The sequence below is a fragment of the Exiguobacterium sp. QJM3NY_9 genome (assembly GCF_056173545.1).
This window is the reverse complement of the sequence record NZ_CM149679.1, coordinates 1,019,396-1,041,159: the sequence shown is the minus strand read 5'-3', so window position 1 is coordinate 1,041,159 and position 21,764 is coordinate 1,019,396. Positions and strand designations below refer to the sequence as shown.

Annotated in this window: 25 protein-coding genes; 7 read left to right on the top strand and 18 right to left on the bottom strand. The window is 47.5% G+C overall.

Translation table 11 applies throughout. From position 1 onward, the window contains the following. Nucleotides 1–45: 45 nt before the first annotated feature. Together AC0VYQ_RS05180 and AC0VYQ_RS05175 are read right to left on the bottom strand one after the other, a co-directional pair. Nucleotides 46–471, bottom strand: coding sequence for a hypothetical protein (locus AC0VYQ_RS05180; RefSeq protein WP_475404384.1), 426 nt, complete (start codon nucleotides 469–471; stop codon nucleotides 46–48). Continuing rightward, nucleotides 471–2,591: a type IA DNA topoisomerase gene (locus AC0VYQ_RS05175; RefSeq protein WP_214805201.1), complete on the bottom strand. Its 2,121-nt coding sequence runs from the start codon at nucleotides 2,589–2,591 to the stop codon at nucleotides 471–473. The genes AC0VYQ_RS05180 and AC0VYQ_RS05175 overlap by 1 nt, the downstream gene beginning before the upstream one ends. Nucleotides 2,592–2,634: 43 nt before the next feature. On the opposite strand from AC0VYQ_RS05175, the gene AC0VYQ_RS05170 reads away from it, so the two are divergent. Continuing rightward, a complete protein-coding gene (locus AC0VYQ_RS05170; protein ID WP_214810768.1) occupies nucleotides 2,635–3,531 on the top strand; it encodes a DMT family transporter in 897 nt (298 codons plus the stop codon). Between the two features lie 54 nt (nucleotides 3,532–3,585). Here the strand turns inward: AC0VYQ_RS05170 and AC0VYQ_RS05165 are convergent, their stop codons facing one another. Further along, nucleotides 3,586–5,046: an MDR family MFS transporter gene (locus AC0VYQ_RS05165; protein ID WP_475404383.1), complete on the bottom strand. Its 1,461-nt coding sequence runs from the start codon at nucleotides 5,044–5,046 to the stop codon at nucleotides 3,586–3,588. Nucleotides 5,047–5,190: 144 nt separating this feature from the next. Between AC0VYQ_RS05165 and AC0VYQ_RS05160 the strand changes: the two genes are divergently transcribed. After that, nucleotides 5,191–6,003: an SDR family NAD(P)-dependent oxidoreductase gene (locus tag AC0VYQ_RS05160; RefSeq protein ID WP_475404382.1), complete on the top strand. Its 813-nt coding sequence runs from the start codon at nucleotides 5,191–5,193 to the stop codon at nucleotides 6,001–6,003. Nucleotides 6,004–6,079: 76 nt separating this feature from the next. On the opposite strand, the gene AC0VYQ_RS05155 is transcribed toward AC0VYQ_RS05160, so the two are convergent. Genes AC0VYQ_RS05155 through rnz form a run of 7 tightly spaced genes read right to left on the bottom strand, consistent with a single transcriptional unit; the run spans nucleotide 6,080 to nucleotide 10,856 of the window. Then, nucleotides 6,080–6,457, bottom strand: coding sequence for a hypothetical protein (locus AC0VYQ_RS05155; RefSeq protein WP_214765347.1), 378 nt, complete (start codon nucleotides 6,455–6,457; stop codon nucleotides 6,080–6,082). Nucleotides 6,458–6,482: 25 nt separating this feature from the next. Beyond that, nucleotides 6,483–7,055, bottom strand: coding sequence for an ECF transporter S component (locus AC0VYQ_RS05150; protein ID WP_475404381.1), 573 nt, complete (start codon nucleotides 7,053–7,055; stop codon nucleotides 6,483–6,485). Continuing rightward, on the bottom strand, nucleotides 7,046–8,011 hold the full coding sequence (locus tag AC0VYQ_RS05145) for an ATP-binding cassette domain-containing protein (protein WP_475404380.1): 966 nt from the start codon (nucleotides 8,009–8,011) through the stop codon (nucleotides 7,046–7,048). Before AC0VYQ_RS05145 ends, AC0VYQ_RS05150 begins: the two co-directional genes overlap by 10 nt. Next, nucleotides 7,965–8,666, bottom strand: a complete 702-nt coding sequence (locus AC0VYQ_RS05140) for a hypothetical protein (RefSeq protein WP_475404379.1) — start codon at nucleotides 8,664–8,666, stop codon at nucleotides 7,965–7,967. Before AC0VYQ_RS05140 ends, AC0VYQ_RS05145 begins: the two co-directional genes overlap by 47 nt. Continuing rightward, complete coding sequence (locus AC0VYQ_RS05135; RefSeq protein WP_214893097.1) at nucleotides 8,644–9,054, bottom strand: DUF4430 domain-containing protein; 411 nt, start codon at nucleotides 9,052–9,054, stop codon at nucleotides 8,644–8,646. Before AC0VYQ_RS05135 ends, AC0VYQ_RS05140 begins: the two co-directional genes overlap by 23 nt. Next, nucleotides 9,051–9,947, bottom strand: a complete 897-nt coding sequence (locus AC0VYQ_RS05130; RefSeq protein WP_475404378.1) for a hypothetical protein — start codon at nucleotides 9,945–9,947, stop codon at nucleotides 9,051–9,053. The genes AC0VYQ_RS05135 and AC0VYQ_RS05130 overlap by 4 nt, the downstream gene beginning before the upstream one ends. 3 nt (nucleotides 9,948–9,950) lie before the next feature. Then, nucleotides 9,951–10,856 carry a ribonuclease Z gene (gene rnz / locus AC0VYQ_RS05125; RefSeq protein WP_475404377.1) on the bottom strand — a complete coding sequence of 302 codons (906 nt, stop codon included), beginning with the start codon at nucleotides 10,854–10,856 and terminating at the stop codon, nucleotides 9,951–9,953. Between the two features lie 108 nt (nucleotides 10,857–10,964). Between rnz and AC0VYQ_RS05120 the strand changes: the two genes are divergently transcribed. Continuing rightward, nucleotides 10,965–11,144: a hypothetical protein gene (locus tag AC0VYQ_RS05120; RefSeq protein WP_029333114.1), complete on the top strand. Its 180-nt coding sequence runs from the start codon at nucleotides 10,965–10,967 to the stop codon at nucleotides 11,142–11,144. A gap of 57 nt (nucleotides 11,145–11,201) precedes the next feature. On the opposite strand, the gene AC0VYQ_RS05115 is transcribed toward AC0VYQ_RS05120, so the two are convergent. After that, nucleotides 11,202–12,326 (bottom strand): M20/M25/M40 family metallo-hydrolase, encoded by a 1,125-nt coding sequence (locus AC0VYQ_RS05115; RefSeq protein ID WP_475404376.1) that lies wholly within the window; start codon nucleotides 12,324–12,326, stop codon nucleotides 11,202–11,204. A 205-nt stretch (nucleotides 12,327–12,531) separates the two neighbouring features. Continuing rightward, nucleotides 12,532–13,518 (bottom strand): aromatic acid exporter family protein, encoded by a 987-nt coding sequence (locus AC0VYQ_RS05110; RefSeq protein ID WP_475404375.1) that lies wholly within the window; start codon nucleotides 13,516–13,518, stop codon nucleotides 12,532–12,534. A gap of 79 nt (nucleotides 13,519–13,597) precedes the next feature. Between AC0VYQ_RS05110 and AC0VYQ_RS05105 the strand changes: the two genes are divergently transcribed. The 4 genes from AC0VYQ_RS05105 (at nucleotide 13,598) to AC0VYQ_RS05090 (ending at nucleotide 17,352) form a co-directional block, all read left to right on the top strand. Further along, nucleotides 13,598–14,683, top strand: coding sequence for an N-acetylglucosaminidase (locus AC0VYQ_RS05105; RefSeq protein WP_475404374.1), 1,086 nt, complete (start codon nucleotides 13,598–13,600; stop codon nucleotides 14,681–14,683). A 56-nt stretch (nucleotides 14,684–14,739) separates the two neighbouring features. Further along, entirely contained in the window at nucleotides 14,740–15,675 is a 936-nt protein-coding gene (locus AC0VYQ_RS05100) for a manganese-dependent inorganic pyrophosphatase (RefSeq protein ID WP_475404373.1), read from the top strand. 88 nt (nucleotides 15,676–15,763) lie between these two features. Continuing rightward, entirely contained in the window at nucleotides 15,764–16,528 is a 765-nt protein-coding gene (fadH, locus tag AC0VYQ_RS05095; protein WP_088836645.1) for a 2,4-dienoyl-CoA reductase, read from the top strand. A gap of 125 nt (nucleotides 16,529–16,653) precedes the next feature. Further along, a complete protein-coding gene (locus AC0VYQ_RS05090; protein ID WP_475404372.1) occupies nucleotides 16,654–17,352 on the top strand; it encodes a ZIP family metal transporter in 699 nt (232 codons plus the stop codon). Between the two features lie 121 nt (nucleotides 17,353–17,473). Here the strand turns inward: AC0VYQ_RS05090 and AC0VYQ_RS05085 are convergent, their stop codons facing one another. From AC0VYQ_RS05085 to AC0VYQ_RS05060, 6 genes are all read right to left on the bottom strand, one after another. Next, entirely contained in the window at nucleotides 17,474–18,073 is a 600-nt protein-coding gene (locus AC0VYQ_RS05085; protein ID WP_475404371.1) for an HD domain-containing protein, read from the bottom strand. Beyond that, the gene (locus AC0VYQ_RS05080; protein ID WP_475404370.1) at nucleotides 18,070–18,603 is read right to left on the bottom strand and encodes a GNAT family N-acetyltransferase; all 534 of its coding nucleotides are present in this window, start codon (nucleotides 18,601–18,603) and stop codon (nucleotides 18,070–18,072) included. The genes AC0VYQ_RS05085 and AC0VYQ_RS05080 overlap by 4 nt, the downstream gene beginning before the upstream one ends. A 58-nt stretch (nucleotides 18,604–18,661) precedes the next feature. Beyond that, nucleotides 18,662–19,384, bottom strand: a complete 723-nt coding sequence (locus tag AC0VYQ_RS05075; RefSeq protein ID WP_475404737.1) for an amino acid ABC transporter ATP-binding protein — start codon at nucleotides 19,382–19,384, stop codon at nucleotides 18,662–18,664. Nucleotides 19,385–19,397: 13 nt separating this feature from the next. Continuing rightward, nucleotides 19,398–20,057, bottom strand: coding sequence for an amino acid ABC transporter permease (locus AC0VYQ_RS05070; protein WP_214893150.1), 660 nt, complete (start codon nucleotides 20,055–20,057; stop codon nucleotides 19,398–19,400). Nucleotides 20,058–20,114: 57 nt separating this feature from the next. Beyond that, nucleotides 20,115–20,888 (bottom strand): transporter substrate-binding domain-containing protein, encoded by a 774-nt coding sequence (locus AC0VYQ_RS05065; protein WP_475404369.1) that lies wholly within the window; start codon nucleotides 20,886–20,888, stop codon nucleotides 20,115–20,117. Between the two features lie 438 nt (nucleotides 20,889–21,326). Next, a complete protein-coding gene (locus tag AC0VYQ_RS05060; protein WP_029333102.1) occupies nucleotides 21,327–21,752 on the bottom strand; it encodes a BrxA/BrxB family bacilliredoxin in 426 nt (141 codons plus the stop codon). Between the last annotated feature and the right edge of the window lie 12 nt (nucleotides 21,753–21,764).

Genomic DNA, 21,764 nt, shown 5'->3' with positions numbered 1-21,764 from the left:
CTTCGTTTGATATCTGTTCATACGCAAACGACGTGCAAAAGGTTTCTAGTTCTTTCCATCTCCAAGTAAAACTTCCGCATTAAACCAATCTTCAACAAACAGGGATCCACCCGGTCCATCAATCTGATAGGAATACAAAACGGAAAAATCGCCTTCCGTCATCATCGGTAAGGTCAATTCGCGTAAGACCGCTTTGACTTCTTCTGTCATCCCCGTCTTATACTGAACAAATCCGTCTTCCCGCGTTTGCTGTTCTGTCAAATATGGCAACAACAGTGCTTTGCCAAATGATTGGGGGTCATCGATGACTTCAGCCACTACACCGAATAGTTCTTCCGCTTCAAAAATCAAATCATCGGCTTGTCCGATCGTCACTTCATCGGGAAACCAAACCGTCAATTTTGTTCCTTCCTTCAAAAACCGTTCGAATATCGGAATAAACGCCCTGTTCTCCATTAAATCGTAATGCATCATGACTCTCCTTTCATAAACTCGAATTTTAATTGATCGCGCTCTAGATACAACATCGCCTTGAATGTCCGACCATTTTTCTTCATCTCGAGCGGCTTTGTTTTTTGAGTCGTTAAGATTTTTTTGACTTCCGCCTGTGTCACGCGCGCTCCGAGGATTGTTTTCGGTAATGTAAAACCGCAGTTCGTTTTTTGATACCCGCTGCAGCCATAAAACTTCCCACGATCAAGCACTTCCGCCTGACAGAGCGGACATGGTCCGACCGGGCGGTTCGTTGCGGCGGCGTGACGCGTTTTTGATTTAACTTGCGACGGATCGACGTGCAGTTGCTCGACACGCGACTTCGCATCATCGACGAGGTGTTGCGACAGTTTTTTCGCTTGTTCGACGAACTGGGCAGCGGATGCTTCCCCTTTACCGATTTGGTCAAGCCGACTTTCCCACTTTGCCGTCATCTCAGGTGATGCCAAGATGCTCCCGCTGACCGCCTCGATTAAAATCCGACCTTTTGCTGTCGGATGGATCTCTTTTTTCTTCAGCTGGATGTAATCGCGTCGCTTTAATCCGTCGATGATTCCGGCACGCGTCGCCTCCGTACCAAGTCCCTCGATTTCTTTCATGATCGCCTGTAATTCATTTTCAAGGACTTTGCCCGCTGTCTTCATGCCGAGGATTAATGTTCCTTCCGTATAGCGTTTCGGTGGCTCCGTTTGTTTTTCAAGTAACTTTGCCCCTTTAATCGGGACGTGTTGTCCGTGCTCAACTGCCGGCAGTTCAACTTCCTTCGCCTCAATTTGCAAGACTTCTTTGAAACCGCGCGCAATCGTCCGGCTACCTTTTGTCAAGAAACGATCCTGCTCCCTCGTCGTGATGATGTCTGTTTTTTCAGCGCGCGCGGGGGGTGCAAAAGCTGCTAAAAACCGCCGGACGATTAAATCGTACACTTGTGCATCACGCCCCGATAACTTCGCGACCGCTCCCGCTTCTTCTGTCGGGATGATTGCATAGTGATCACTGACTTTCGCAGAATTGACATACCGTTTATCGTGTGTGGGATCTTTCGTCAAAATTTCCTTCAGTCCACCGTATTCCGGTTGCTTCAACAGTCGATTCAAAATCGTCGGGAACTGACCTGCTTCTTCCTTTGAGACGAACGATGAATCCGTCCGGGGATAACTGATCCAACCGCGAATGTAGAGTTTTTGAGCGATATCAAGTGTTTCTTTTGCGCCAAGTCCGAACCGTCGACTCGCTTCCGTTTGCAACAACGATAAACTGAACCAGAACGGCGGTTTCTCGATTTGTTCCGTCTTCGTGATGGACGCAACGATTCCTTCCCCCTTCGTCCGTGCCTTGATTGCTTCCGCGAGTGCCCGATCGGTCAGCTTCGTCTGTTTTTTTTGATCGATGTATTTTCCTTTATACAGCGAAAAGTCAGCCTCGACTTCAAAATAGGTTTCCGGCTTGAACTGTTCGATTTGTTTCTCACGTTCGACGATCAAGGCAAGTGTCGGTGTCTGGACACGCCCAAGCGAAAAGACATCGGCAATGCCTTTTTTCTTCAGTAACGTCGTATAGGCACGCGATGCATTCATCCCGATCAGCCAATCGGCGCAAGCCCGGCTCATCGCCTCATGAAAAATATTTTCCGTTGCTTTTCCGTCCAGTAGATTCGCAAATCCATGATCGACGGCTTGCGGCGTCAAACTTGAAATCCACAGTCGCTCGATCGGTTTTGCATTGTTGGCCAGGCGAAGAATTAATCGGACGATTGCCTCTCCCTCTCGCTCGGCATCAGATGCTATAATGATGGAAGTCGTCGTCCGCTCGTTCAACAGTTTTTTAATGACTTGAAACGCTTTGCTTTTCCCTTTAGCGAGCCGGTAATCGAACCGTTCCGGAATGATTGGCAGATGGTCATAGTTCCAGCGTTTCCATTTAGCATCATAATGGGCCGGTTCCTGTAATTCACAAAGGTGACCGACGGCGTAAGCCAGTTTCGCTCCACTCGGGAAACGCTCACACGGTTTGATTTCGATGTATCCGTCCCGCTTGACCGATGGATACGGCGCTGCGAGCTTTTCAGCCTGTTTTGGTTTTTCCGCAATGATCAATTGCATTGTTACACCCTCATTTCCTAACTACAGACACGTGGAGGTACTCATGCCGTATTTTACTTTATTCATGGCGTTATTCTTTATTTCGACATCGGCTATTTTCGTGAAATGGGCAGACACGCCAATCGAGGCCGTCGCTTTTTTCCGAATGTTATTCTCGACGTTTCTTTTACTGCCGCTCATTCAAGTTAAAGAATTGTTCAGCCTCAGTTCCTCAACGATTCGCCACATGATTTTAAGTGGCGTCCTGTTAGCCGGGCACTTTTGGTTATGGTTTCTCTCTCTTGATTATACGACAGTTGCCAGCTCAACGCTCTTCGTAACCGCCAGTCCCATCTTCGTCTTAGTCGGGAACGCCGTCTTCTTTAAGCAACACCCGTCGCGAAAAGCGTTGTTTTTCGTCGGCGTCGCACTGCTTGGCGGCGGACTGGTCGCATACGGTGATATCGCCGTCGGAACACGTGCCTTGATTGGTGACGGGCTGGCCCTACTCGCGACGATTTTAGTCGCCGGATACTGGTTACTCGGGCAACACGTCCGGACAAGCGTCTCGACGAATACATATTCCTTTGCCGTCTATGCTGTCGCGTCCGTCGTTTTGCTGCTGTTCTCACTGATCCAGTCCGTCGATCTCGTCTCGGCGTTTCAAACGGATTGGTTGATTTATGTGTTGCTCGCCATCTTCCCGACGTTGCTCGGGCATAACTTGTTCAACTGGGCGCTGTCCCGTGTCAGTGCGAGCATCGTCAGCATCACGATTCTCGGTGAAGCGGTCTGGGGAATGATTTTCGGGTACTTCTTATTCCAGGAATCGCTGACTTGGATTCAAATCACGGGTGCCGCGCTACTCCTTGTCGGCATCGGTCTGTTCTTACGCCGGAATGAAAAAGACATCCGGGCGCAACTCGTCGCACGTGAAACGGCGACTTCTGTTACTGAATAAACAAACCGCTGAATGTCCTCCTCTCACCTGCGAGTCGGACGTTCAGCGGTTTTTTTAGTTTGGTTTATCGTCCGGACGAACTTTTGGTAAGCGGAACGTCATCGCGAACGCGACGAGCGCACATAAGACACCGCCGATGAAGACGAGACGTAACCCGTCTGCTAAGGCCAGTTCCGCCGCCGTATGGACGGCATCTCCATACCGGTTCGCCGTCGTCGCTTGGAAAAACGGATCAATTGAATAACCGGATAATATTTTCGAATCGTTAAACGCTTGAATGATTGATAGATTAAAAATCGTCCCGAAGATGGCGACACCAAGCGTTTGTCCCGTCGTACTCAAAAAGGAGTTGACGGCCGTCGCTGAACCACGGAGCGAGCGACCGACTGATGTTTGCAAGACAACGATGAAGACCGGTTGCGATAAACCGAAGCCGATGCCAATCAAGGAAACCGCAAGATAGAGGAACACATCACTCGTCTCACGTGAGATGAAGACTAAAATAAGCATCCCGACGACGAGTAACCCCATCCCGGACATCGTTCGATAACGGGGTGACGCCGTCCCAATCGATCGGCCACCGATGATTGCCGTAATCGTCCAAAATAACGAGAGCGGCATCAACATGAAGCCGGCTTCAGTCGGACTTTTTCCGAGGACGCCTTGTGCGAAAATCGGGATATAGGCTGACATCGAGACAAGCACCCAGGCGGAGAAGAACACTGCCAGATTGATCACGGCAATGACCGGATGTTTGATAACAGCCGGTGGTAAGAGTGGATCACTCGCTTTTTTCTCGGCTTGATAGAAAAAGAATAATAAGACCGCACTGATCAAAAAACTACCGATGACCGTCGGACGTAAAAATTGTTCCGCTTCACTTCCTGATAACAGACCGTATAGTAACGCACTCATCCCGACCGCAAACAAGAGCGCTCCCCGATAATCGATTTTTCGCGACGTCTCCTTAACGGTTTCCTTGTAGAAGACGACGATCATGATGAACGACACGAGCGCAAACGGAACGTTCAACAGGAAAATATACCGCCAGGATAACGATTCGACTAAAAATCCACCGAGGAGTGGTCCAGCAACGCCGGATATCCCCCAAACGGCACTCAAGATTCCCTGAATTTTTCCACGTTCTTCATATGTATATAAATCGCCGATGATCGTCATGGCAATCGGCAGAACCGCTCCTGCTCCGATTCCTTGGACCGCGCGGAAAATGATTAGTGTCTCCATCGACTGCGCAAGCCCACACGCTAATGAAGCGAGTGTAAAAACGCCAATTCCAAATAACAAGACGCGTTTCCGCCCATATAAATCAGCCATCTTCCCGTAAATCGGCGTCGATACTGCCATAAATAAGAGAAATCCTGCAAAAATCCAACTGACGAGCTTCGCCCCATTTAATTCACTTGCCATGACGGGTGTTGCCGTCGCGACGATCGTTCCTTCGATTGCTGCTAAAAAAGTTGCTAACAACAGCGCAATCGTGACATTTTTTCTCATGCTTCCGCACTTCCTTTCTCTTTCTTATCATAACGGTTCTGCCCCTTGTTTCGAAAGTAAATGCTTACTCGGCAGGATTCAAGGGAACAATAGGGAATGGTACAATTAGAAAATGATTCAATTATGTGAATGGAGGATTTTGTTATGTTACGAAAAACTGCTTTAATTACAGGGGCTTCTGGCGGAATCGGACTTGATCTTGCCGTGCTCGCAGCGCGCGACGGGTTTGATTGTGTCTTAATCGCCCGAAACGAAAAAAAATTAACGGAACTTAAAAATGTTCTTGAAAAACGTTATCAAATCAAAGCCTATACGTTCGCAGTGGATTTATCACAGGCCGACAGCGTCTCACGTGTTCTGACGTACCTCGATGAACAAGAATTGACTGTTGATTTGTTATTCAACAACGCTGGTTTTGCGACATCCGGCCGTTTCGCGGAAATCGATCCATCGGAAGACATCGACTCGATTCATGTGAATGTCGTCGCTTTAACGGAACTGACGAAACGTTTGTTACCAGGTATGGTCGATCGTGGCTTCGGACGTATCTTGAACGTCGCTTCCGTCGCTGCTTTCATGCCGGGTCCATACATGAGCGTCTATTACGCAACAAAAGCCTACGTCCTGTCATTCTCTCAAGCACTCGCTTCTGAACTTGATGGTTCAGGTGTTACGGTCTCATGCCTCTGCCCGGGACCGACGGATACAAACTTCTTTAATCGGGCGAACATCACATTGCCTTTCCAAAGCATGCCGTCACACCTCGTCGCCTTCGCGGGTTACCGCGGTACGCTTAAAGGGAAACGTGTAATCGTTCCAGGCGCGAGCAATCGGGCAATGGTCTCACTGGCTAAATTCTTACCTCGCCGTCTCTTGACAGAATTAACAGGTCGCATCCAGGATCCTGCTCGTCAAGATCAAGACACAACGGAAGAAGATCTCGCGTACTCCAATTAATCGACGCTTTCTTAAAACAAGTCCCGCTAGCTCGGCTAGCGGGACTTGTTTTATAGAGGAGACTTTTTTAAAAGGTTTAATGTATTTGTTTTTTTCGCTCAAACCGACTCACAAATTGTGTCCGGAGCGTCTTCGGTAACGAAGTATAGCGATACAGATAACGAAACGTGACGGCACTCGTCACCATGAGCATATACCCCGTCGCTAATACGAGTAACCACGCAACACATCCTAAAAAGAGACCCGCTTCAAAGTAAAGTTGTGACATCAATGCCCCTTCAGCGGACGTGATGAGCATCGCTGCTGGAAAAATTGCTGCAGCCAGTAAATAAAAGCCCGCATAGCGTCCACGAACAGTGTGTTTTAACAATAGAATACTGCCAAACAGTAAACAACAACTCGACATAAGTAACAATAAGACGACATATGGTAGTGACACGGATGAACTAAGCATCTTTTTTCACTCCAATCGAATCAGGTTAATGTTCTTTACCCGCCTTTTGGTCGATTGAGTGCAAAATCCGTAAAAAAGTCGGATGAAGTAATAAAATAAAGCAAACATTTCCGATTCCATGTACTAAATCAAATACCCCGCCTGTGACGACAAGTGTCAAAAAAGCTTCTCGTGAAAATGCTGTAAAGATTAAAAAACCGAGGTTGCTGATCCAGCCATACAAAAATCCGGCGAGAAGCCCGTAACAGGCTAACAGCCATTTCGATTTCAATAGCGGTACGAGTCCGACGAGACTGATAGCCATGTAAGCAAGCGCTTGAAATAAAACGAACGGTCCACTCCCTAAGAATAAACTCGACAGGACGACGACCAACAAACCCGCGACTGCACCGACGACCGGACTGACGTAGACGGCAAGTAATAGAACGAGTGCCGTGGCCGGTTGAATGTTCGGCAGACTCGAAAAAAGAATCCGTCCGACGATCGCCGCCGCAGTGACGAGCGCGATGAAGCGTAACATCGCTTCTGACAACGGTCGACGCTCAAAACGGATAAACAGAATCAAAATGAACAGACAGGCGAGGAGAATCAGTCCCATCCATATAACCTACTTTGTTCTAAAAAAGTAGCCGCCGGACCATCAAACGTAATTTCACCTTGAACGAGATAAAGGACACGTGTCGCGTGACGGATTAAAAAGTCGTCATGCGTCGCCATCACGACTAACTTCATTGGTTGCTCGATGAGTGTTTCCACGAATCGCTGCCGTTGTGCGTCCGTTAATCCTGCTGTCGGTTCGTCAAAATAATAAGCATCGTCGCTCCAGTCAAGCCGTTCAAACAATCGCTGTTTTTGTGAAGCGAACGTGCCCGGTTGACTGTCAACTTGAGGCGCAAGGGCCGGATGCGCAGGCAAGTAATTCTTTCGCCCGCGTCGTTTCACTTTTCCATACAAGGGACGCTCAACGCCGAGTAAGAGCCGTAGCAACGTCGACTTCCCACTCCCGTTGGCACCGACGAGCACCACTCGTTCCCCTGCCGCTAAACTGAGGCGGGATACGTCTAACGCATAGCGCGTCTGCATCGGATAACGATGTTCGACGGCCCGCATCTCATCATAGATGTCTCCTTGAGTTGCTTGCTCGAACACAATCTGTTCTAAATCCGCTTGATCGGTGACTGAATAATAGATACGACATGTAAAACGACGTTCCATCTCATTCAGCAAATCGACCAATCGCCGTTTTCGCACGTGATCTAAAAACAGGAAGGGATTGTCTAAGAAAAGACTTGGCGGTAACGAAGCGAGCGCATATCCAACTGAAACGAGTTGCTGCTCTCCGGATGATAACTCACTTACCTCTCGCTCAAAGAACGGTTCTAGTCCGAGGAGTGTCGTAAGTTCTCCCGCGACAAACAGACTTGTTGTCGCTAGTAAATCACGGACTCGCCCATGTAGCAGTCGTTCCGGATAGATGATGGGCTGTCCCGCTTCGGCCGCGAGACGCTCAAGCTGTCCGGTCGCTTTGCTGTCGTTTGAAATAATCGTTGGCATCACGAAAAGCTCCTTTCGAACAGAGTAAAATCATCGGCAATACGACTGCACCAACATAAGCATACGAGGTCAACAACAGACTGCTGACACTAACCAAAATCACACCCGTCCGAATGTCACGCAGCGTTAGTTTTCGAAGTCTGCTCGGTACGGCGTCAATCGGTAATAAATGATACATCGCCATTCGTTCTAACTGCTCCGATAATGAATGATGCCGATGGCTCATCTTCACTTCCGGCCATGTCCGGAGCAAAGACGGAATTAGTGCAAGCACGAGCCCGGTTAGTCGCGTCAGTCGTGGTAACATCCGAAACAAAGGTCCCATCTGTTCGAGGCGAACAAGCGTGAACACGAGTTGACTTGACGTGATAAATAAGGTGATTTGTACGCTGACCGCCAGAATCCCAATCACATCAATCGATGCGCCATAGAGAAGTGGAACCATCATCATCAATGTATAGAGTAGCGGTAACATCAGATAACGAAAGACCTCGAACTGACGAATGGTAATGAAAAAGATGAGATGTACGAGCGCGAGCATTCCTATATGATCCTGCAAGACGAACGGGACCGATAGCATCACCATCAAAAAAAGAGCAACATTCAATGGATGAAGTCGCTCCCGTTCTGTCTTACTGAAAATAAGCCATTGCATCTTTTTCAAATCGCCATTCAAGGCGATCTCCGTCTTGAAGTTCGTAACTTCCCGCTCCGACCTCACCCGGTTTTTCATTGACGCCGAATACCCAGCCGCTGCTTGCTCCAGCTGACTTTTCTCGAACTCCCTCGACGGCTGTGACATAAGCCATCTCACCTTTTCCTGTTTTGACGACATCTAACTTCGTTTCTTCGAGCGCATCAAGCGCCGTCTCTTCTTGATCAAAACACATTGCTTCCTCAAACAACGTCTTGTCCTTTGCATGGTTGACGACCGAGACGTCAACCTTCACGTCGCAGGCCTCTGTTTTCGAGGTCTTAGGCTCCGCTTCCTCAGAACACCCTGCTAAGATAAGTAAACTTCCCGCTAATATCCACTGTTTCATCGAACGACTCCCTTTCGCCTTGATGTCTCAAAGCTATAATTGTACAACAAAATCTTTTTCTCACGAAGGGATTGTCCGTCCGCCCGCAAATAGGTCAAGCGAATTGCGTTCGCGAGCACGTCTTCTCCTGTATTGACATAAGGGATCAACTCCCCTTGATCATCAATTAATAACACGGTCGCATCTTGTAGACTAAACGTTTCATAAAGACCATCCATATCCATCTCGACATACGGTGTCTTTGATTCATGTAATATTTGTTTAATCGACAGCTGGCGTAACGTATCAAACGAACGAGACGCATCAATCAGTTTCTGGTAATACGATTCGAGCGATCGTTCCAGCACTTCTTCACGTGGTCGATACGTGATTGTGCCTGTGATTTCTTGATAGGAAATGTCATAGCGGACGAACCGCTTCGTGCTTTTAGCAATCACTTCGAACGTCGCATTCCGCAAATTGCCACCCTGGTCAAATAATAGTTCGCTTTGCTCGAGCCGTAACGACTCATCTCCGACCCGCTTCTCGATTTGGTTCAACAAGTGATTGAACGACTGATCCGTAATCATCACTCGCCCAATCTGTTGTGTTTCTTCACGGACTGTAAACGTATCGAATGGACCGGCGAATAATTGCAATAAGAAAAATAAAAATCCGAACAAGGCCATATACCGTTTGTAGCGTGAGTTTTTTTGCGGATGAAGCACGATTAAAAATAGAATGATTCCAAGTGGTAACTGAATATCATAGACTGGAAATGAAACGGAACCTAAGCAGGCATAAAAGACAAGTTTCATGTAGAGATAACGTTCTTTTTCCGTCCTTTTTTCTAGTAAGAATGCGAGTAGGACGGCTGCTAATAAAAAGAGTGCCCACCGAATCAATACGTCCATCACTTACGCCTTCACTTGGATGGATTGATGATCCACCATGAGATACGATTCAGGGAATACTTCCCGTGCTTCACGTTCTAAGTGATCCTCTTGCTCGACATAACGGGCTGAGACATGTGTCAATAATAACTTTTTCGCTTCCGCTTGTTTTGCAATTCCCGCCGCCTGACGTGCTGTCGAGTGTCCGAAACGTCCCGCATGTTCTGTTTCGGTATCGGCGAACGTCGCCTCATGAATCAACACATCGACACCCCGCGCTAAGCGGATGCTCGCTTCGCAAGGTGTCGTATCGCCTAAGACGGCCAACTTCACGCCTGGTTTCGGTTGCCCTAAAAAATCTGCTGACTCGTAAAGTGTTCCCTCAAACTCGAACGAATCGCTTTGTTTAATTTGTTTATAGAGTGGACCGGACGGAATACCGTGCTCCTTTAAGCGATCGACGAGCAACATCCCTGTTTCTTGATGCCCTTCGATCCGGTACCCATACGCTAAAAAACGATGCTCAAGTGCGGCGACCGTAATCGTAAATCCTTCATGTTCGTACGTTTGACCCGCTTCGACTTCAATCACGTCTAGCGGATAGCGTAAATATGTCCCTGTGACACGAAGTGTCGCATCGAGCCACTCCTGTAACCCCTTCGGTCCATAAATCGTCAATCGTGTCGTTCCTTCAAGCGCTGCCCGCGTACTGATGAAACCGGGCAAACCAAAAATATGATCCCCGTGAAGGTGAGTGATGAAAATCGTGCTGACTTTTCGTGGTTTAATCGGACTGTGTAAGATTTGGTGTTGCGTCGCCTCACCACAATCAAACAACCACGTCATCTTCGGGTGCATCAAGGCGATTGACGACACGTTGCGTTGTTTCGAAGGCATTCCTGCTCCTGTACCTAAAAAATAAAATTCCATCTTTTTCCCCTTTTCGTAAAATTAGCATTTTTTATACACAAAATACATCTTTCACACAACGAAGCATGGTAAACTGTACCCATACTGATTCGAAAGGTGGTTTTTTCCATGACCAAAATCGAACGGACCTATGCACGAATCGTACACGAAGCCCGGATGCTGAACGAGAACTATCGGCAAAAGTACGGAAAGTCGATTCAGATTCAAGAAATCGCGACGACCTTATTATGTACTGAAGAATTTGTTCTTGAGTCAATGGAGTTCGTCGAACGTCCTCAATTAACTTAATCGTAAACGAACAAAGAGTGTACCGCAATATAGCGGTACACTCTTTTCATTATCTTCTCACTTATTTGTGATGTAATCGACGAGCGTAACACATAGTTCTGCCGTCTTGACGAGTTCTTCGATCGGCATTCTTTCATTCGTCGTATGGATGTCTTCGTATCCGACGGCTAAGTTGACTGTCGGAATACCGAAACCAGCGATGACGTTCGCATCTGAACCGCCACCTGAATGAAGTAAACGTGGTGTCCGCCCAAGTTGCGCGATTGCAGCTTTCGCAACTTCGACGACTTGGTCTCCGTCTTCGAACTTGAAGCCAGGATACATGACTTTGACTTCGACTTCAGCACGTCCGCCGAGTTCAGCGGCTGCTTCTTCAAAGGCAGCTTTCATTTTTTCTGTCTGGGCTTCCATCTTCGGTGCAACGAGTGAACGTGCTTCTGCGAAGATTTCAACATAATCGCAGACGATGTTCGTCGATGGACCACCACCACTGAATCGGCCGACATTTGCTGTCGTCTCTTCATCAATTCGACCAAGCGGCATTTTCGCGATGGCTTTTGCAGCAATCGTAATGGCAGAGACACCTTTTTCAGGCGCAACCCCAGCATGTGCCGTTTTACCATAGATTTTAGCATTCACTTTCGCTTGTGTCGGGGCAGCCGTGATGATATCGCCCACTTTACCGTCTGAATCAAGGGCAAACCCATAGTCTGCATCGATTTTTGATTGATCGAGGACCATCGCCCCGACAAGACCTGATTCTTCGCCAACTGTGATGACGAATTGAATCTGTCCGTGCGGTTGCTTCGTTTCATTCAAGACATGGACCAGCTCGATGATTGACGCAAGACCCGCTTTATCATCTGCCCCGAGGATTGTCGTACCATCCGTTTTGACATACCCATCCTCGATGATCGGTTTAATCCCTTGTCCCGGGAAAACCGTATCCATATGTGACGTGAAATAAATTTTATCGACACCGTCTTTTGTTGCTGGAAGTGTGACGATTAAGTTATTTCCTTTATGTTCCGTTTTCGATGATGCATCATCTTCAAAGACGTCACATCCGAGTTCTGTGAACGTTTTTTTCAGATGGGCACAAATCTGTGCCTCTTCTTTTGATTCTGAATCGATTTGGACTAACTCTAAAAATGTATCAAGTACACGTTTCTCATTGACCATGCTAGATTCCTCCTCATGTAAGTACTATTCGACTAGCGCTTTTTCAGTATACCATCAACTGACTGATTTGCACTTCAGAAGGGTTGTTTGTACAATAACAGTAATTACGTTTGCATTTTAGAAAGGAGTTGCACCTGTCATGTCACGCCCATCCAAACAACAACGTCTCATCAAGTGGACGACGATTGCGATCTTAGCAATCTTCTTACTTGGTACGTTTGCCTCGACGATGTTTTATTTCTTCTGATCTCGCGACGAAACGCTGCTTTAATTGTAAATATTGCTCCGTTTCTTGCAACATGTGCAACAGCGCGGACCGGACTTCGAACTCTTCACGTGTCGTCGGTAACGGCGAAGCACGGAAGGTCGCGAGTAAGTCCGCCAGTTCTTGTAAAAATAACCTTGCGTCGGCCTCCGGACGGACATTGTCACCAATCGTCCGAAACAGGTCGGCGACTTTTTTGCCTTCTTCGACGATTAACACCAAATCATCGACATTACGGACGATCCCGCGGAGCAGTTCGAACTGTTGCTCCCGCATCCGGAAATAGCTGTAGTCCTCGTCATCATTTCGACGACCGATGGCATTGCCCATCCGTTTTAACGAAGCGTCCTTTCCTTCCCGCAACAATCGTTCCGTTTCTTCGAGCGTCAGCGAATGATGATTGATCCGCCCCGTCTCGATCGCCGCGGCGACTTCAAAGAACAAAGCAGCAATCCGTTTATCGATTTGCTGACGGCGCTCCGTGATGACACGGTCAAGGCTCGGCATATACATATTGACGAGTAATCCGACACCGACGCCAATCAAAATCAAGTAGACTTCATTTAAAAAAATCGCAAGGTTGAGTTGTCGTGCCGTGTAAAGATGCGTCAAGATGACGACACTCGTAATAAAACCGTCCTGTAGACGGAGGCGTTGCGTCAACGGAATGAATATAATGAAATAAAGTGCTAAAGCAACTGGCCGATAACCGATGATTTCGAAAATCAGGAAACCGATTCCGATGGCAAGAATCGACGCCATGATGCGTTCGTACGATGAACGAATTGATTTTTTCCGCGTCGCTTGAATACTCAAGATGGCGATGATGGCGGCGAAGACGTAGTAGTCGAGTTGCATCTGCTCCGCAATCCACATCGCAAGTGCGGCTGCGACGGCCGTTTTTAAAGTCCGATATCCAATGAACATCGAGTTCCCCCCCTATTCTTTGTTAGACTACCTATCCTTTACCCAAGTTGTCTATCGATTTTTTGAAGGACGTGATTTTTTGAGTACACGCACGATTCGTCCCGGTCGTCCCGCAAAAAAAGCGGGATCCCTAAAAGGACTGTTATTTTTCTTTTTGCTCGGGATCGTTCTATTCTATTTGTTGAAGGACGATCCACCGTCCGTCTTAAAACCGGCTGCTCCGTACATCGCTGAAAAATATCAAGAAGGTCAAATCGCGACGGAACAAGAATTTGATACGTTCAGCGAAGCGAAAACCTACCTTGGTGACGACCGTGGTGCCGTTAAACGAACCAAGGATGACCGTTATCTCTACTTGACTGGTCCCGGTATCGGGATCGTCGACGAAGGTGGTACGCTCAACATCTATCAAGACGAATCGTTAAAAAAACGGTTGACATATGTCGCGTCCGGTAGCCGTTTAACACTGCGCGACTTCGGTCCAGACGTCAGTCGGATTGAAATTGCCGGTGTCCGCGGCTTCGTCGCGTCGGATCGGTTGACCTTGTATCCTCTTGAACGATCGACGAACCGATCGTTTTACGAACGAACGGGTGATACGTTACGTCACTACATCGTCGCAAACGCCGGACTCGGCGGCTGGATTACCGTCGGACGTGCCCCAAAAGACATTTCGAAGCGGACGACCGACTATGTCGAAGTGACGACATTGACGAAAGATTTACGGAAACCGACTCCTTTGTCCGCAAAAGAGCTTGATGCCTTCATCAAAAACAATGCGCCCGATAGTCCGTTAATCGGTACTGGGAAGACGTTCAAAAAAGTCGAGCGTGATTTTGATATCAATGCCGCCTATCTCCTCGCTCATGCGATTCATGAATCAAATTACGGTCGGTCGACGATTGCCCGTGAAAAATTCAATCTGTTTGGCGTCAATGCGACGGATATTGCACCTGGTCAAAATGCAACGGCTTATAAATCGCTTGACGACTCGATTCGAAAAACGGGTCAGTTTATCGCCCGCGACTACCTCGCGACGGATGGTAAGTACCACCGTGGACCGTTCCTCGGAAATAAAGCAAAAGGAATGAACGTTTTTTATGCATCGGATCCTTACTGGAGCGAAAAAATCGCTGGTATCCTGTACAAAATGGACGCCTTCTAATTCCGAGATATGATACACTAATGGGCGAGACATTAACCATTGAGGAGTGATTCAGCATGGAAAAAGTATTGATTTTTGGTCATAAAAATCCGGATACGGATACGATTACGTCAGCAATCGCGTACGCTGAACTGAAGAAAGCATTAGGTGTGAATGCCGAAGCGATACGTTTAGGCGAAATCAATGATGAAACACAATTCGCACTCGATCAATTTAAAATCGCTGCACCGCGTCTTGTTACGACAGTCGCTGCCGAAGCGTCACACGTCATTCTCGTCGACCACAACGAACGTCAACAAAGTGCCGACGACATCGCTGACGTCACGGTCACAGAAGTCATCGATCACCACCGGATTGCGAACTTTGAGACATCAGATCCGATTTACTACCGCGCTGAGCCCGTCGGTTGTACGGCAACGATTTTGAACAAACTTTATAAAGAACATGGTGTCGCGATCAAACCGGAAATCGCAGGTTTGATGTTATCGGCAATCGTTTCCGATTCATTGTTGTTCAAGTCACCGACATGTACGGAAGAAGACATCGTCGCTGCACGTGAACTTGCAGAAATCGCTGGTGTCGATGCAAACGTCTACGGTTTGAACATGCTCAAAGCAGGTGCTGACTTATCGAAAAAATCAATCACAGAATTGATTTCACTTGACGCAAAAGAGTTTTCGATGGGCGCACACAAAGTCGAGATTGCTCAGGTCAATACGGTCGATACAGCTGAAGTTTTACTTCGTCAAGCTGAGCTTGAAGAGCAAATCAATACGATCATTCTCGAAAAAGAACTCGATCTGTTCGTGTTCCTCGTGACTGACATCTTAACAAATAATTCAGTTGCGCTCGTACTCGGACAACAAGCACCACTCGTCGAACAAGCTTATGGAATTGAAGCAACCAACCACCTCGTTTACCTCGAAGGTGTCGTTTCACGGAAGAAACAAGTTGTTCCAATCCTGACAGATACTGCCGTTAGTTCAAAATAATCGACTACAAAAAAGAAGGAGTTTACTCCTTCTTTTTTGAATACTAATAATGAATGGTTGTTCATTCAGACTAAAGGGGGAGAAGTTAATGGCACAAACGATCATGGTGACAGGCGGTACGAGCGGTATGGGGAAAGCAATGGCACTCGCCTTAAAAGAAGCCGGCTGGAACGTCGTCGTCACAGGACGTGACTTGGAACGGTTACAACAAACGGATCATGAACTAAAGCAGATTGAGGGGGAGCATCTGACCATTCAAATGGATGTTCGTGATACCGATGCCTGTATCGCGGCCGTCAATCAAGCACGGGAAACGTTCGGTCGCTTAGAGGCACTCGTGAACAATGCGGCCGGAAATTTCATCTGTCCGACGGATGAGCTGTCTCCGAACGGATGGAAGACGGTCATCGACATCGTCCTCAATGGGACATTCAATTGTTCACACGCGCTTGTCAAAGGCTGGCAAGAAGATGACGTCAAAGGTGGACAGATTTTAAACATCGTCGCTTCTTACGCGTGGCAAGCTGGAGCCGGTGTCGCTCCGAGTGCTGCCGCAAAAGCCGGAGTCTTGAATTTGACGCGGACGCTTGCCGTCGAGTGGGGGTATAAGTATCATGCCCGCATCAATGCGATCAGTCCGGGACCGATCGAACGGACGGGTGGTGCCGATAAACTAGCGATGTCACCGGAACACGCGGAACGAATTCGTCGCAATGTACCACTCGGACGGTTCGGGACACCAGAAGAAATCGCTGGACTCGCCGTCTGGATGGTCTCCGATCAAGCAAGCTACTTAAATGGAGAATGCATCGCACTGGACGGTGGTCACTGGCTGAACAAACAACCGTTCTGACTATCACAATCACCTTCCGAAGCGGGAGGTGATTTTTTCATTTCGTTTCTCCTCCAAAAATTAACTATGTTTATAAATCATTATCGAAAGGAAAAAAGAACAATGGAATAAGGGAGGAATCAGTTATGTGGATGGCTTTAGGTTGGGGCGCAGTCGTCATCGGAGCATTGATTGGTTTATTTTTACCGATGAAGCAACGGTACATCGGATATGTCATGTCGTTCGGTACGGGGATATTGATTGGGGCAGCGACGTTCGAGCTACTCGACGAAGCCTTGAATAAATCAACGACGTTCATTGTCGCTATCTCGTTCATCGTCGGTTCTCTCGTCTTTACAGGATTTGATTTTTTTGTTTCTTCGCGAGGTGCGAGTAAACGGAAACGTTCGGGTGGTGGAAACGAAGGCACAGGGACGGCCATCTTTTTCGGAACGATTTTAGATGCGATTCCGGAATCGATCATGATTGGGGCAAGCTTATTGTCGGGGAATGTCAGTGCGGCACTCGTTGCGGCGATTTTCGTCAGCAATATTCCGGAAGGTCTCTCGAGTACGACCGGACTTCAAAAAGACGGATTTTCAAAGAAAAAAATCTTAGTCATGTGGGGTGTCGTCTGGTTGATTTCCGCCCTCGCCTCGCTCGCCGGCTATTCCGTCCTCGCCAGTCTGCCGGATATGCAGTTTGCGATGATCGGCGCCTTCGCAAGCGGTGGCATCATCGCGATGCTCGCTTCGACGATGATGCCGGAGGCGCATGAGGAAGGTGGCACGATCGTCGGACTACTCGCCTCACTCGGTCTCATCACTGCCATCATCCTTAGCTGAAGGTCGGTGATTTTAAAAGAGCTTGACGAATAAGGACCGAGCTAGAAAGCGCACAGGACGGAACTATCGGAACAGAGCGCGCGGACGGATTGAGTCTTGAATCAACTCTTGTGTCCGTTTTTCACAACTCCCATTCCGTCTGAAAACGTTCCAAAAATTCCAGCATGAAGGCATGCCGTTCCTCTGCGATGCCTTTTGCCGTTTCGGTATTCATCAAGTCCTTTAACAAAAGTAACTTCTCATAAAAATGATTGATTGTGCTCGAAGGACTCGTCCGGTCTCCCGGCTTGCGTGGTCTTAAACCGGGTACATGCATCGGTGCTTGGGTCAATGCTCCATACTGGAAGGTCCGGGCGACCCCGATGGCACCGATCGCATCTAACCGATCTGCGTCCTGGACGATCCGTCCTTCCAGCGTCTCAAGTGGTGGACGGTCCCCCCCTTTAAATGACATCCCGTCAATGATTTGCAGGATCTGCCGCTGCCGGTCGTCCGAGACTTTTCCTGACAAAAACAGGGCGACGGAAGAAAGTGCTCCGCCGAGTTTCTCGTCCGCGACATCATGCAGGAGTGCCGCCAGTTCAATCGTCAGCAAATCTCCGCCTTCCGTCGCAGCAATCTGTAACGCCATCTTCCGGACACGCTCGATATGGGCATAGTCATGTCCTGAAAAATCCGTCGCGTGAAAGGCACGGACGAACTGTTCCGTTTCGTTAATCATAAAAAATCCTCCCATTCCGTCCGCAACAATCCGTAAAGCAGCATGTCATGCCGGATACCATCCCGCTTTAAAAATTGCCGGTATGTCCCTTCATGAACGAAGCCGAGTCGTTCGTATAGTGCAATCGCACGTTCATTATAGGCAAAGACCGTCAACTGGATCCGTTCAAGATTGAGCTCATAAAAGGCGTATCGCAGTAAGAGCTGTAATGCTTTGCGCCCATACCCTTTCCCGGCTTCGCTCGGATCGACTCCAATCATCAACCAGGCCGTCCCGTTCGACCATAAGACATCTTCGAGTGAAGCGACACCAATCAGACGCTCGGCATCCGTCCGACGAACGGCGAACCGAAACGTCTCATGGGCATCACTCGCAAGCATCCCGTTGATTTTTTCATCTGACAAGAACCGATACGGTGTCGCACTCAAGTTTCGTGCAAACGTCGCATCGTCAAGAAAGCCCCGGTAGACGTCCGTATCTGCCGCTTGGAAACGCGTCAGCCGAATGTCTTCCCCCTCTAGTAACTTCATCTATCTCGTCCTCCTCAAAAAACGCCACCCCTTTGATGAAAGAGATGGCGGTTATGTGTTATAAGACTTTTTCTAAGAATTTTTTCGCACGATCCGTTTTTGGATGATCGAACAGATCGACTGGTGTTCCTTCTTCCATCAAAATACCTTCATCGAGGAACAGGACACGGTCAGCGACTTCTTTCGCGAAGCCCATCTCATGCGTGACGATGACCATCGTCATCCCACTTTCCGCCAATTGCTTCATGACATCGAGGACTTCATTGACCATTTCCGGATCAAGTGCTGACGTCGGCTCGTCAAATAACATGACGTTCGGTTCCATCGCGAGGGCACGGGCAATCGCAACACGTTGCTTTTGACCACCGGACAGCTGATTCGGGAAGTTATCCCGTTTCTCAGCGAGACCGACGCGGTCGAGTAACACTTCTGCCCGCTTGACAGCATCCTCTTTTGATAAACCGAGGACATTGATTGGGGCATAAATTAAGTTGTCGAGCACCGACTTATGGGGGAACAGGTTAAACTGTTGAAACACCATTCCGATGTTTTGACGCGCTTTCGCGATATTCGCTTTCGGTTTTGTCAATTCGAAGCCGTCGACATTAATCATTCCACCTGTCGGTTGCTCCAAAAGGTTGATACAACGTAAGAACGTCGACTTCCCTGAACCCGACGGTCCGATGACTGCGACAACTTCCCCACGGCCGACTGTCGTCGTGATGCCTTTTAATACTTCTAACTTTCCGAACTGTTTGTACAGATCGGTGACTTGAATCATAGGTTCCATCTGATTACCCACTCTTTCTCATAGCTTTTTCGACTTGTTGACCAATCAAGGACAATCCCATGACAAGGACGAAATAGACGAGTCCCGCAAATAACAAGGGTTCGAAGTACAATGCTTTTTCTCCACCGACGACTTGCGCCCGGCGCATGATATCGAGAACACCGACTGTCGAGACGAGGGCCGATTCTTTTGTTAACGTGATCAGTTCGTTCATGATGGCTGGTAAAATGTTTTTGAACGCTTGCGGTAAGATGATTGACCGCAATTGTTTCATGTACGGGATACCGAGTGCATCTGCCGCTTCCCATTGTCCACGATCGACTGCTTGAATTCCTGCCCGGATGATTTCCGAGATGTAAGCACCCGAGTTCAATGAAAAGGCGATGACAGCGGATTGATAGCCTGTCGTGACGTAACCCGTCAGTTGCGGTAAACCGAAGTGAATGATTGCCAGTTGCAAAATCAAGGGTGTTCCACGAAAGACTGCCGTATAGGCATGGCCAATGAACCGAATGAATTTGCTTTTCGTAATTTTAAGTGCTGCCACGATGATTCCGATGAACATCCCTGCGATGGCAGCGACGATCACGACTTGGAACAGAACCGGAATCCCTTGCAGAATATATGGGATTGAATCTTGAATCTTTGTAAAGTCTATCATAATCAAACTCCTAACGTCGCACAAAAGGGATGGGGTTACCCCCACCCCTATGCGCTTCTCTTATTTTGCTTCTTTTTGGAACCATTCTTCTGCAAGTTTGTCGATTTCACCTGAATCGATCATCTTTTTCAATTCTTTGTTGAACTCGTCACGCATCTTGTCACCCTTTTTGAAAGCGGCGGCTGAACCCGTCGGTCCGTCTTCTTTAATTTCGTACGTTTTTAATGATGCGTCTTGATCCATGTATTTGACCGCTACAGCATCTTCAATGATGAGCGCATCAATTCGACCCGTATTGAGTTCTTGAATGATTTCCGGAATTTTATTCAACGATACGGCTTCACTGTCTTTATAACGATCTTTTGCAAGTCCTTCTTGAATCGATCCAAGTTGAACGCCGATTTTTTTACCTTTTAGTTCATCTTCCGAACTAATCGCTTCATCTTTTGTCATAACGAGGTTCTTTGATTCGAAATAAACATCTGTGAAATCAGCGTTTTTCTTCCGCTCGTCTGTCGGTGTCATTCCTGCCATGACAAAATCAATCCGACCTGAACTGAGTGCTCCGAGTAAGCTACCGAACTCCATATCTTCAATTTTTAGGTCATAACCGAGATTTTTTGTGACTTCCTTTGCGATTGCGACATCAAATCCAACGATGTCGTCCCCTTTCGCCGTATCGATGTATTCAAACGGGAAGTAATCTGCTGACGTTCCCATCGTCAATACTTTACTGTCATCACTTGAACCGCCTGATGAATCATCTGATGCACCACATGCTGCCATCGTAAGTGCGAGAATGCCTGCCATTGCCGTTGCTATTAATTTTTTCATGAATAAATTCCCCTTCCAACGCTCAATTGTCAGAACTTTAACAATAGTATGACTTATGTTTTTTTCTAATTCAATACTAAATAGCTCTGATCCGATTTATTACTTTTAGGATATACGAATATTTATTCATTGTAAAGTATAATTATCTCATAATAATGCATAAATCGATTCTTTTTATACAAAACATGAGTAAATAACCAACTTTGAATCCGCTTACATTTTTTATTGCTATCCTCGGATTTTAATCAAGGGTACTTTCTAATTTGAAAAAGGGGATGCTATTGATTCGATTCGTCCTTCTTTTTTCATTGCTCTTTCAATAAGTCGGCCTCTGCTTCAGGGGGGACTGCTAAAAAAACATCCCTTTCGCGCACACTCACTTTCACGACAAACTAAAAACCGTGTTTCAATTAAGAAACACGGCTCACGTTGATTCATTTATGCGTAAATTTCAATCAATGACTCTAATTTTTCAACAACTTCTTCTGCAGTAAACGATTCGATGTCGAAACGTTCAACCATCGAAAGAATGTTGCCATCTTGCATCAAAGCGAATGATGGTGATGAAGGTGGATACCCTTCAAAGTACTCGCGTGCCCGGTCCGTTGCTTCACGGTCTTGTCCCGCAAACACCGTTACGAAATGATCCGGCTTCACGCCTTCCATTCGATTGACGTAAGCAGCTGCCGGGCGAGCAATCCCACCTGCACATCCACATACTGAGTTGACAAGGACAAGTGTCAATCCTTCACGCTTCATCGCGTCATCGACGCTTTCAGCTGTCGTTAATTCTTCAAAACCAGCAGCTGCCGCTTCTTTACGTGCTGTCTGGACGACGTCTTCAAAATACATTTGGAAATCCATCGGTCTAATTCC

Excerpts from the sequence above, each read along its gene's own strand:
- AC0VYQ_RS05175 (WP_214805201.1), bottom strand. The coding sequence starts at position 2,591 with ATGCAATTGATCATTGCGGAAAAACCAAAACAGGCTGAAAAGCTCGCA.
- rnz (WP_475404377.1), bottom strand. The coding sequence starts at position 10,856 with ATGGAATTTTATTTTTTAGGTACAGGAGCAGGAATGCCTTCGAAACAA.
- AC0VYQ_RS05115 (WP_475404376.1), bottom strand. The coding sequence starts at position 12,326 with ATGGTCAATGAGAAACGTGTACTTGATACATTTTTAGAGTTAGTCCAA.
- AC0VYQ_RS05080 (WP_475404370.1), bottom strand. The coding sequence starts at position 18,603 with ATGAAGTTACTAGAGGGGGAAGACATTCGGCTGACGCGTTTCCAAGCG.
- AC0VYQ_RS05085 (WP_475404371.1), bottom strand. The coding sequence starts at position 18,073 with ATGATTAACGAAACGGAACAGTTCGTCCGTGCCTTTCACGCGACGGAT.
- AC0VYQ_RS05075 (WP_475404737.1), bottom strand. The coding sequence starts at position 19,384 with ATGATTCAAGTCACCGATCTGTACAAACAGTTCGGAAAGTTAGAAGTA.
- AC0VYQ_RS05155 (WP_214765347.1), bottom strand. The coding sequence starts at position 6,457 with ATGCTTAGTTCATCCGTGTCACTACCATATGTCGTCTTATTGTTACTT.
- AC0VYQ_RS05060 (WP_029333102.1), bottom strand. The coding sequence starts at position 21,752 with ATGGATTTCCAAATGTATTTTGAAGACGTCGTCCAGACAGCACGTAAA.
- AC0VYQ_RS05120 (WP_029333114.1), top strand. The coding sequence starts at position 10,965 with ATGACCAAAATCGAACGGACCTATGCACGAATCGTACACGAAGCCCGG.
- AC0VYQ_RS05135 (WP_214893097.1), bottom strand. The coding sequence starts at position 9,054 with ATGAAACAGTGGATATTAGCGGGAAGTTTACTTATCTTAGCAGGGTGT.
- AC0VYQ_RS05140 (WP_475404379.1), bottom strand. The coding sequence starts at position 8,666 with ATGCAATGGCTTATTTTCAGTAAGACAGAACGGGAGCGACTTCATCCA.
- AC0VYQ_RS05160 (WP_475404382.1), top strand. The coding sequence starts at position 5,191 with ATGTTACGAAAAACTGCTTTAATTACAGGGGCTTCTGGCGGAATCGGA.
- AC0VYQ_RS05065 (WP_475404369.1), bottom strand. The coding sequence starts at position 20,888 with ATGAAAAAATTAATAGCAACGGCAATGGCAGGCATTCTCGCACTTACG.
- AC0VYQ_RS05145 (WP_475404380.1), bottom strand. The coding sequence starts at position 8,011 with ATGCCAACGATTATTTCAAACGACAGCAAAGCGACCGGACAGCTTGAG.
- AC0VYQ_RS05170 (WP_214810768.1), top strand. The coding sequence starts at position 2,635 with ATGCCGTATTTTACTTTATTCATGGCGTTATTCTTTATTTCGACATCG.
- fadH (WP_088836645.1), top strand. The coding sequence starts at position 15,764 with ATGGCACAAACGATCATGGTGACAGGCGGTACGAGCGGTATGGGGAAA.
- AC0VYQ_RS05165 (WP_475404383.1), bottom strand. The coding sequence starts at position 5,046 with ATGAGAAAAAATGTCACGATTGCGCTGTTGTTAGCAACTTTTTTAGCA.
- AC0VYQ_RS05100 (WP_475404373.1), top strand. The coding sequence starts at position 14,740 with ATGGAAAAAGTATTGATTTTTGGTCATAAAAATCCGGATACGGATACG.
- AC0VYQ_RS05090 (WP_475404372.1), top strand. The coding sequence starts at position 16,654 with ATGTGGATGGCTTTAGGTTGGGGCGCAGTCGTCATCGGAGCATTGATT.
- AC0VYQ_RS05150 (WP_475404381.1), bottom strand. The coding sequence starts at position 7,055 with ATGGGACTGATTCTCCTCGCCTGTCTGTTCATTTTGATTCTGTTTATC.
- AC0VYQ_RS05130 (WP_475404378.1), bottom strand. The coding sequence starts at position 9,947 with ATGGACGTATTGATTCGGTGGGCACTCTTTTTATTAGCAGCCGTCCTA.
- AC0VYQ_RS05110 (WP_475404375.1), bottom strand. The coding sequence starts at position 13,518 with ATGTTCATTGGATATCGGACTTTAAAAACGGCCGTCGCAGCCGCACTT.
- AC0VYQ_RS05180 (WP_475404384.1), bottom strand. The coding sequence starts at position 471 with ATGCATTACGATTTAATGGAGAACAGGGCGTTTATTCCGATATTCGAA.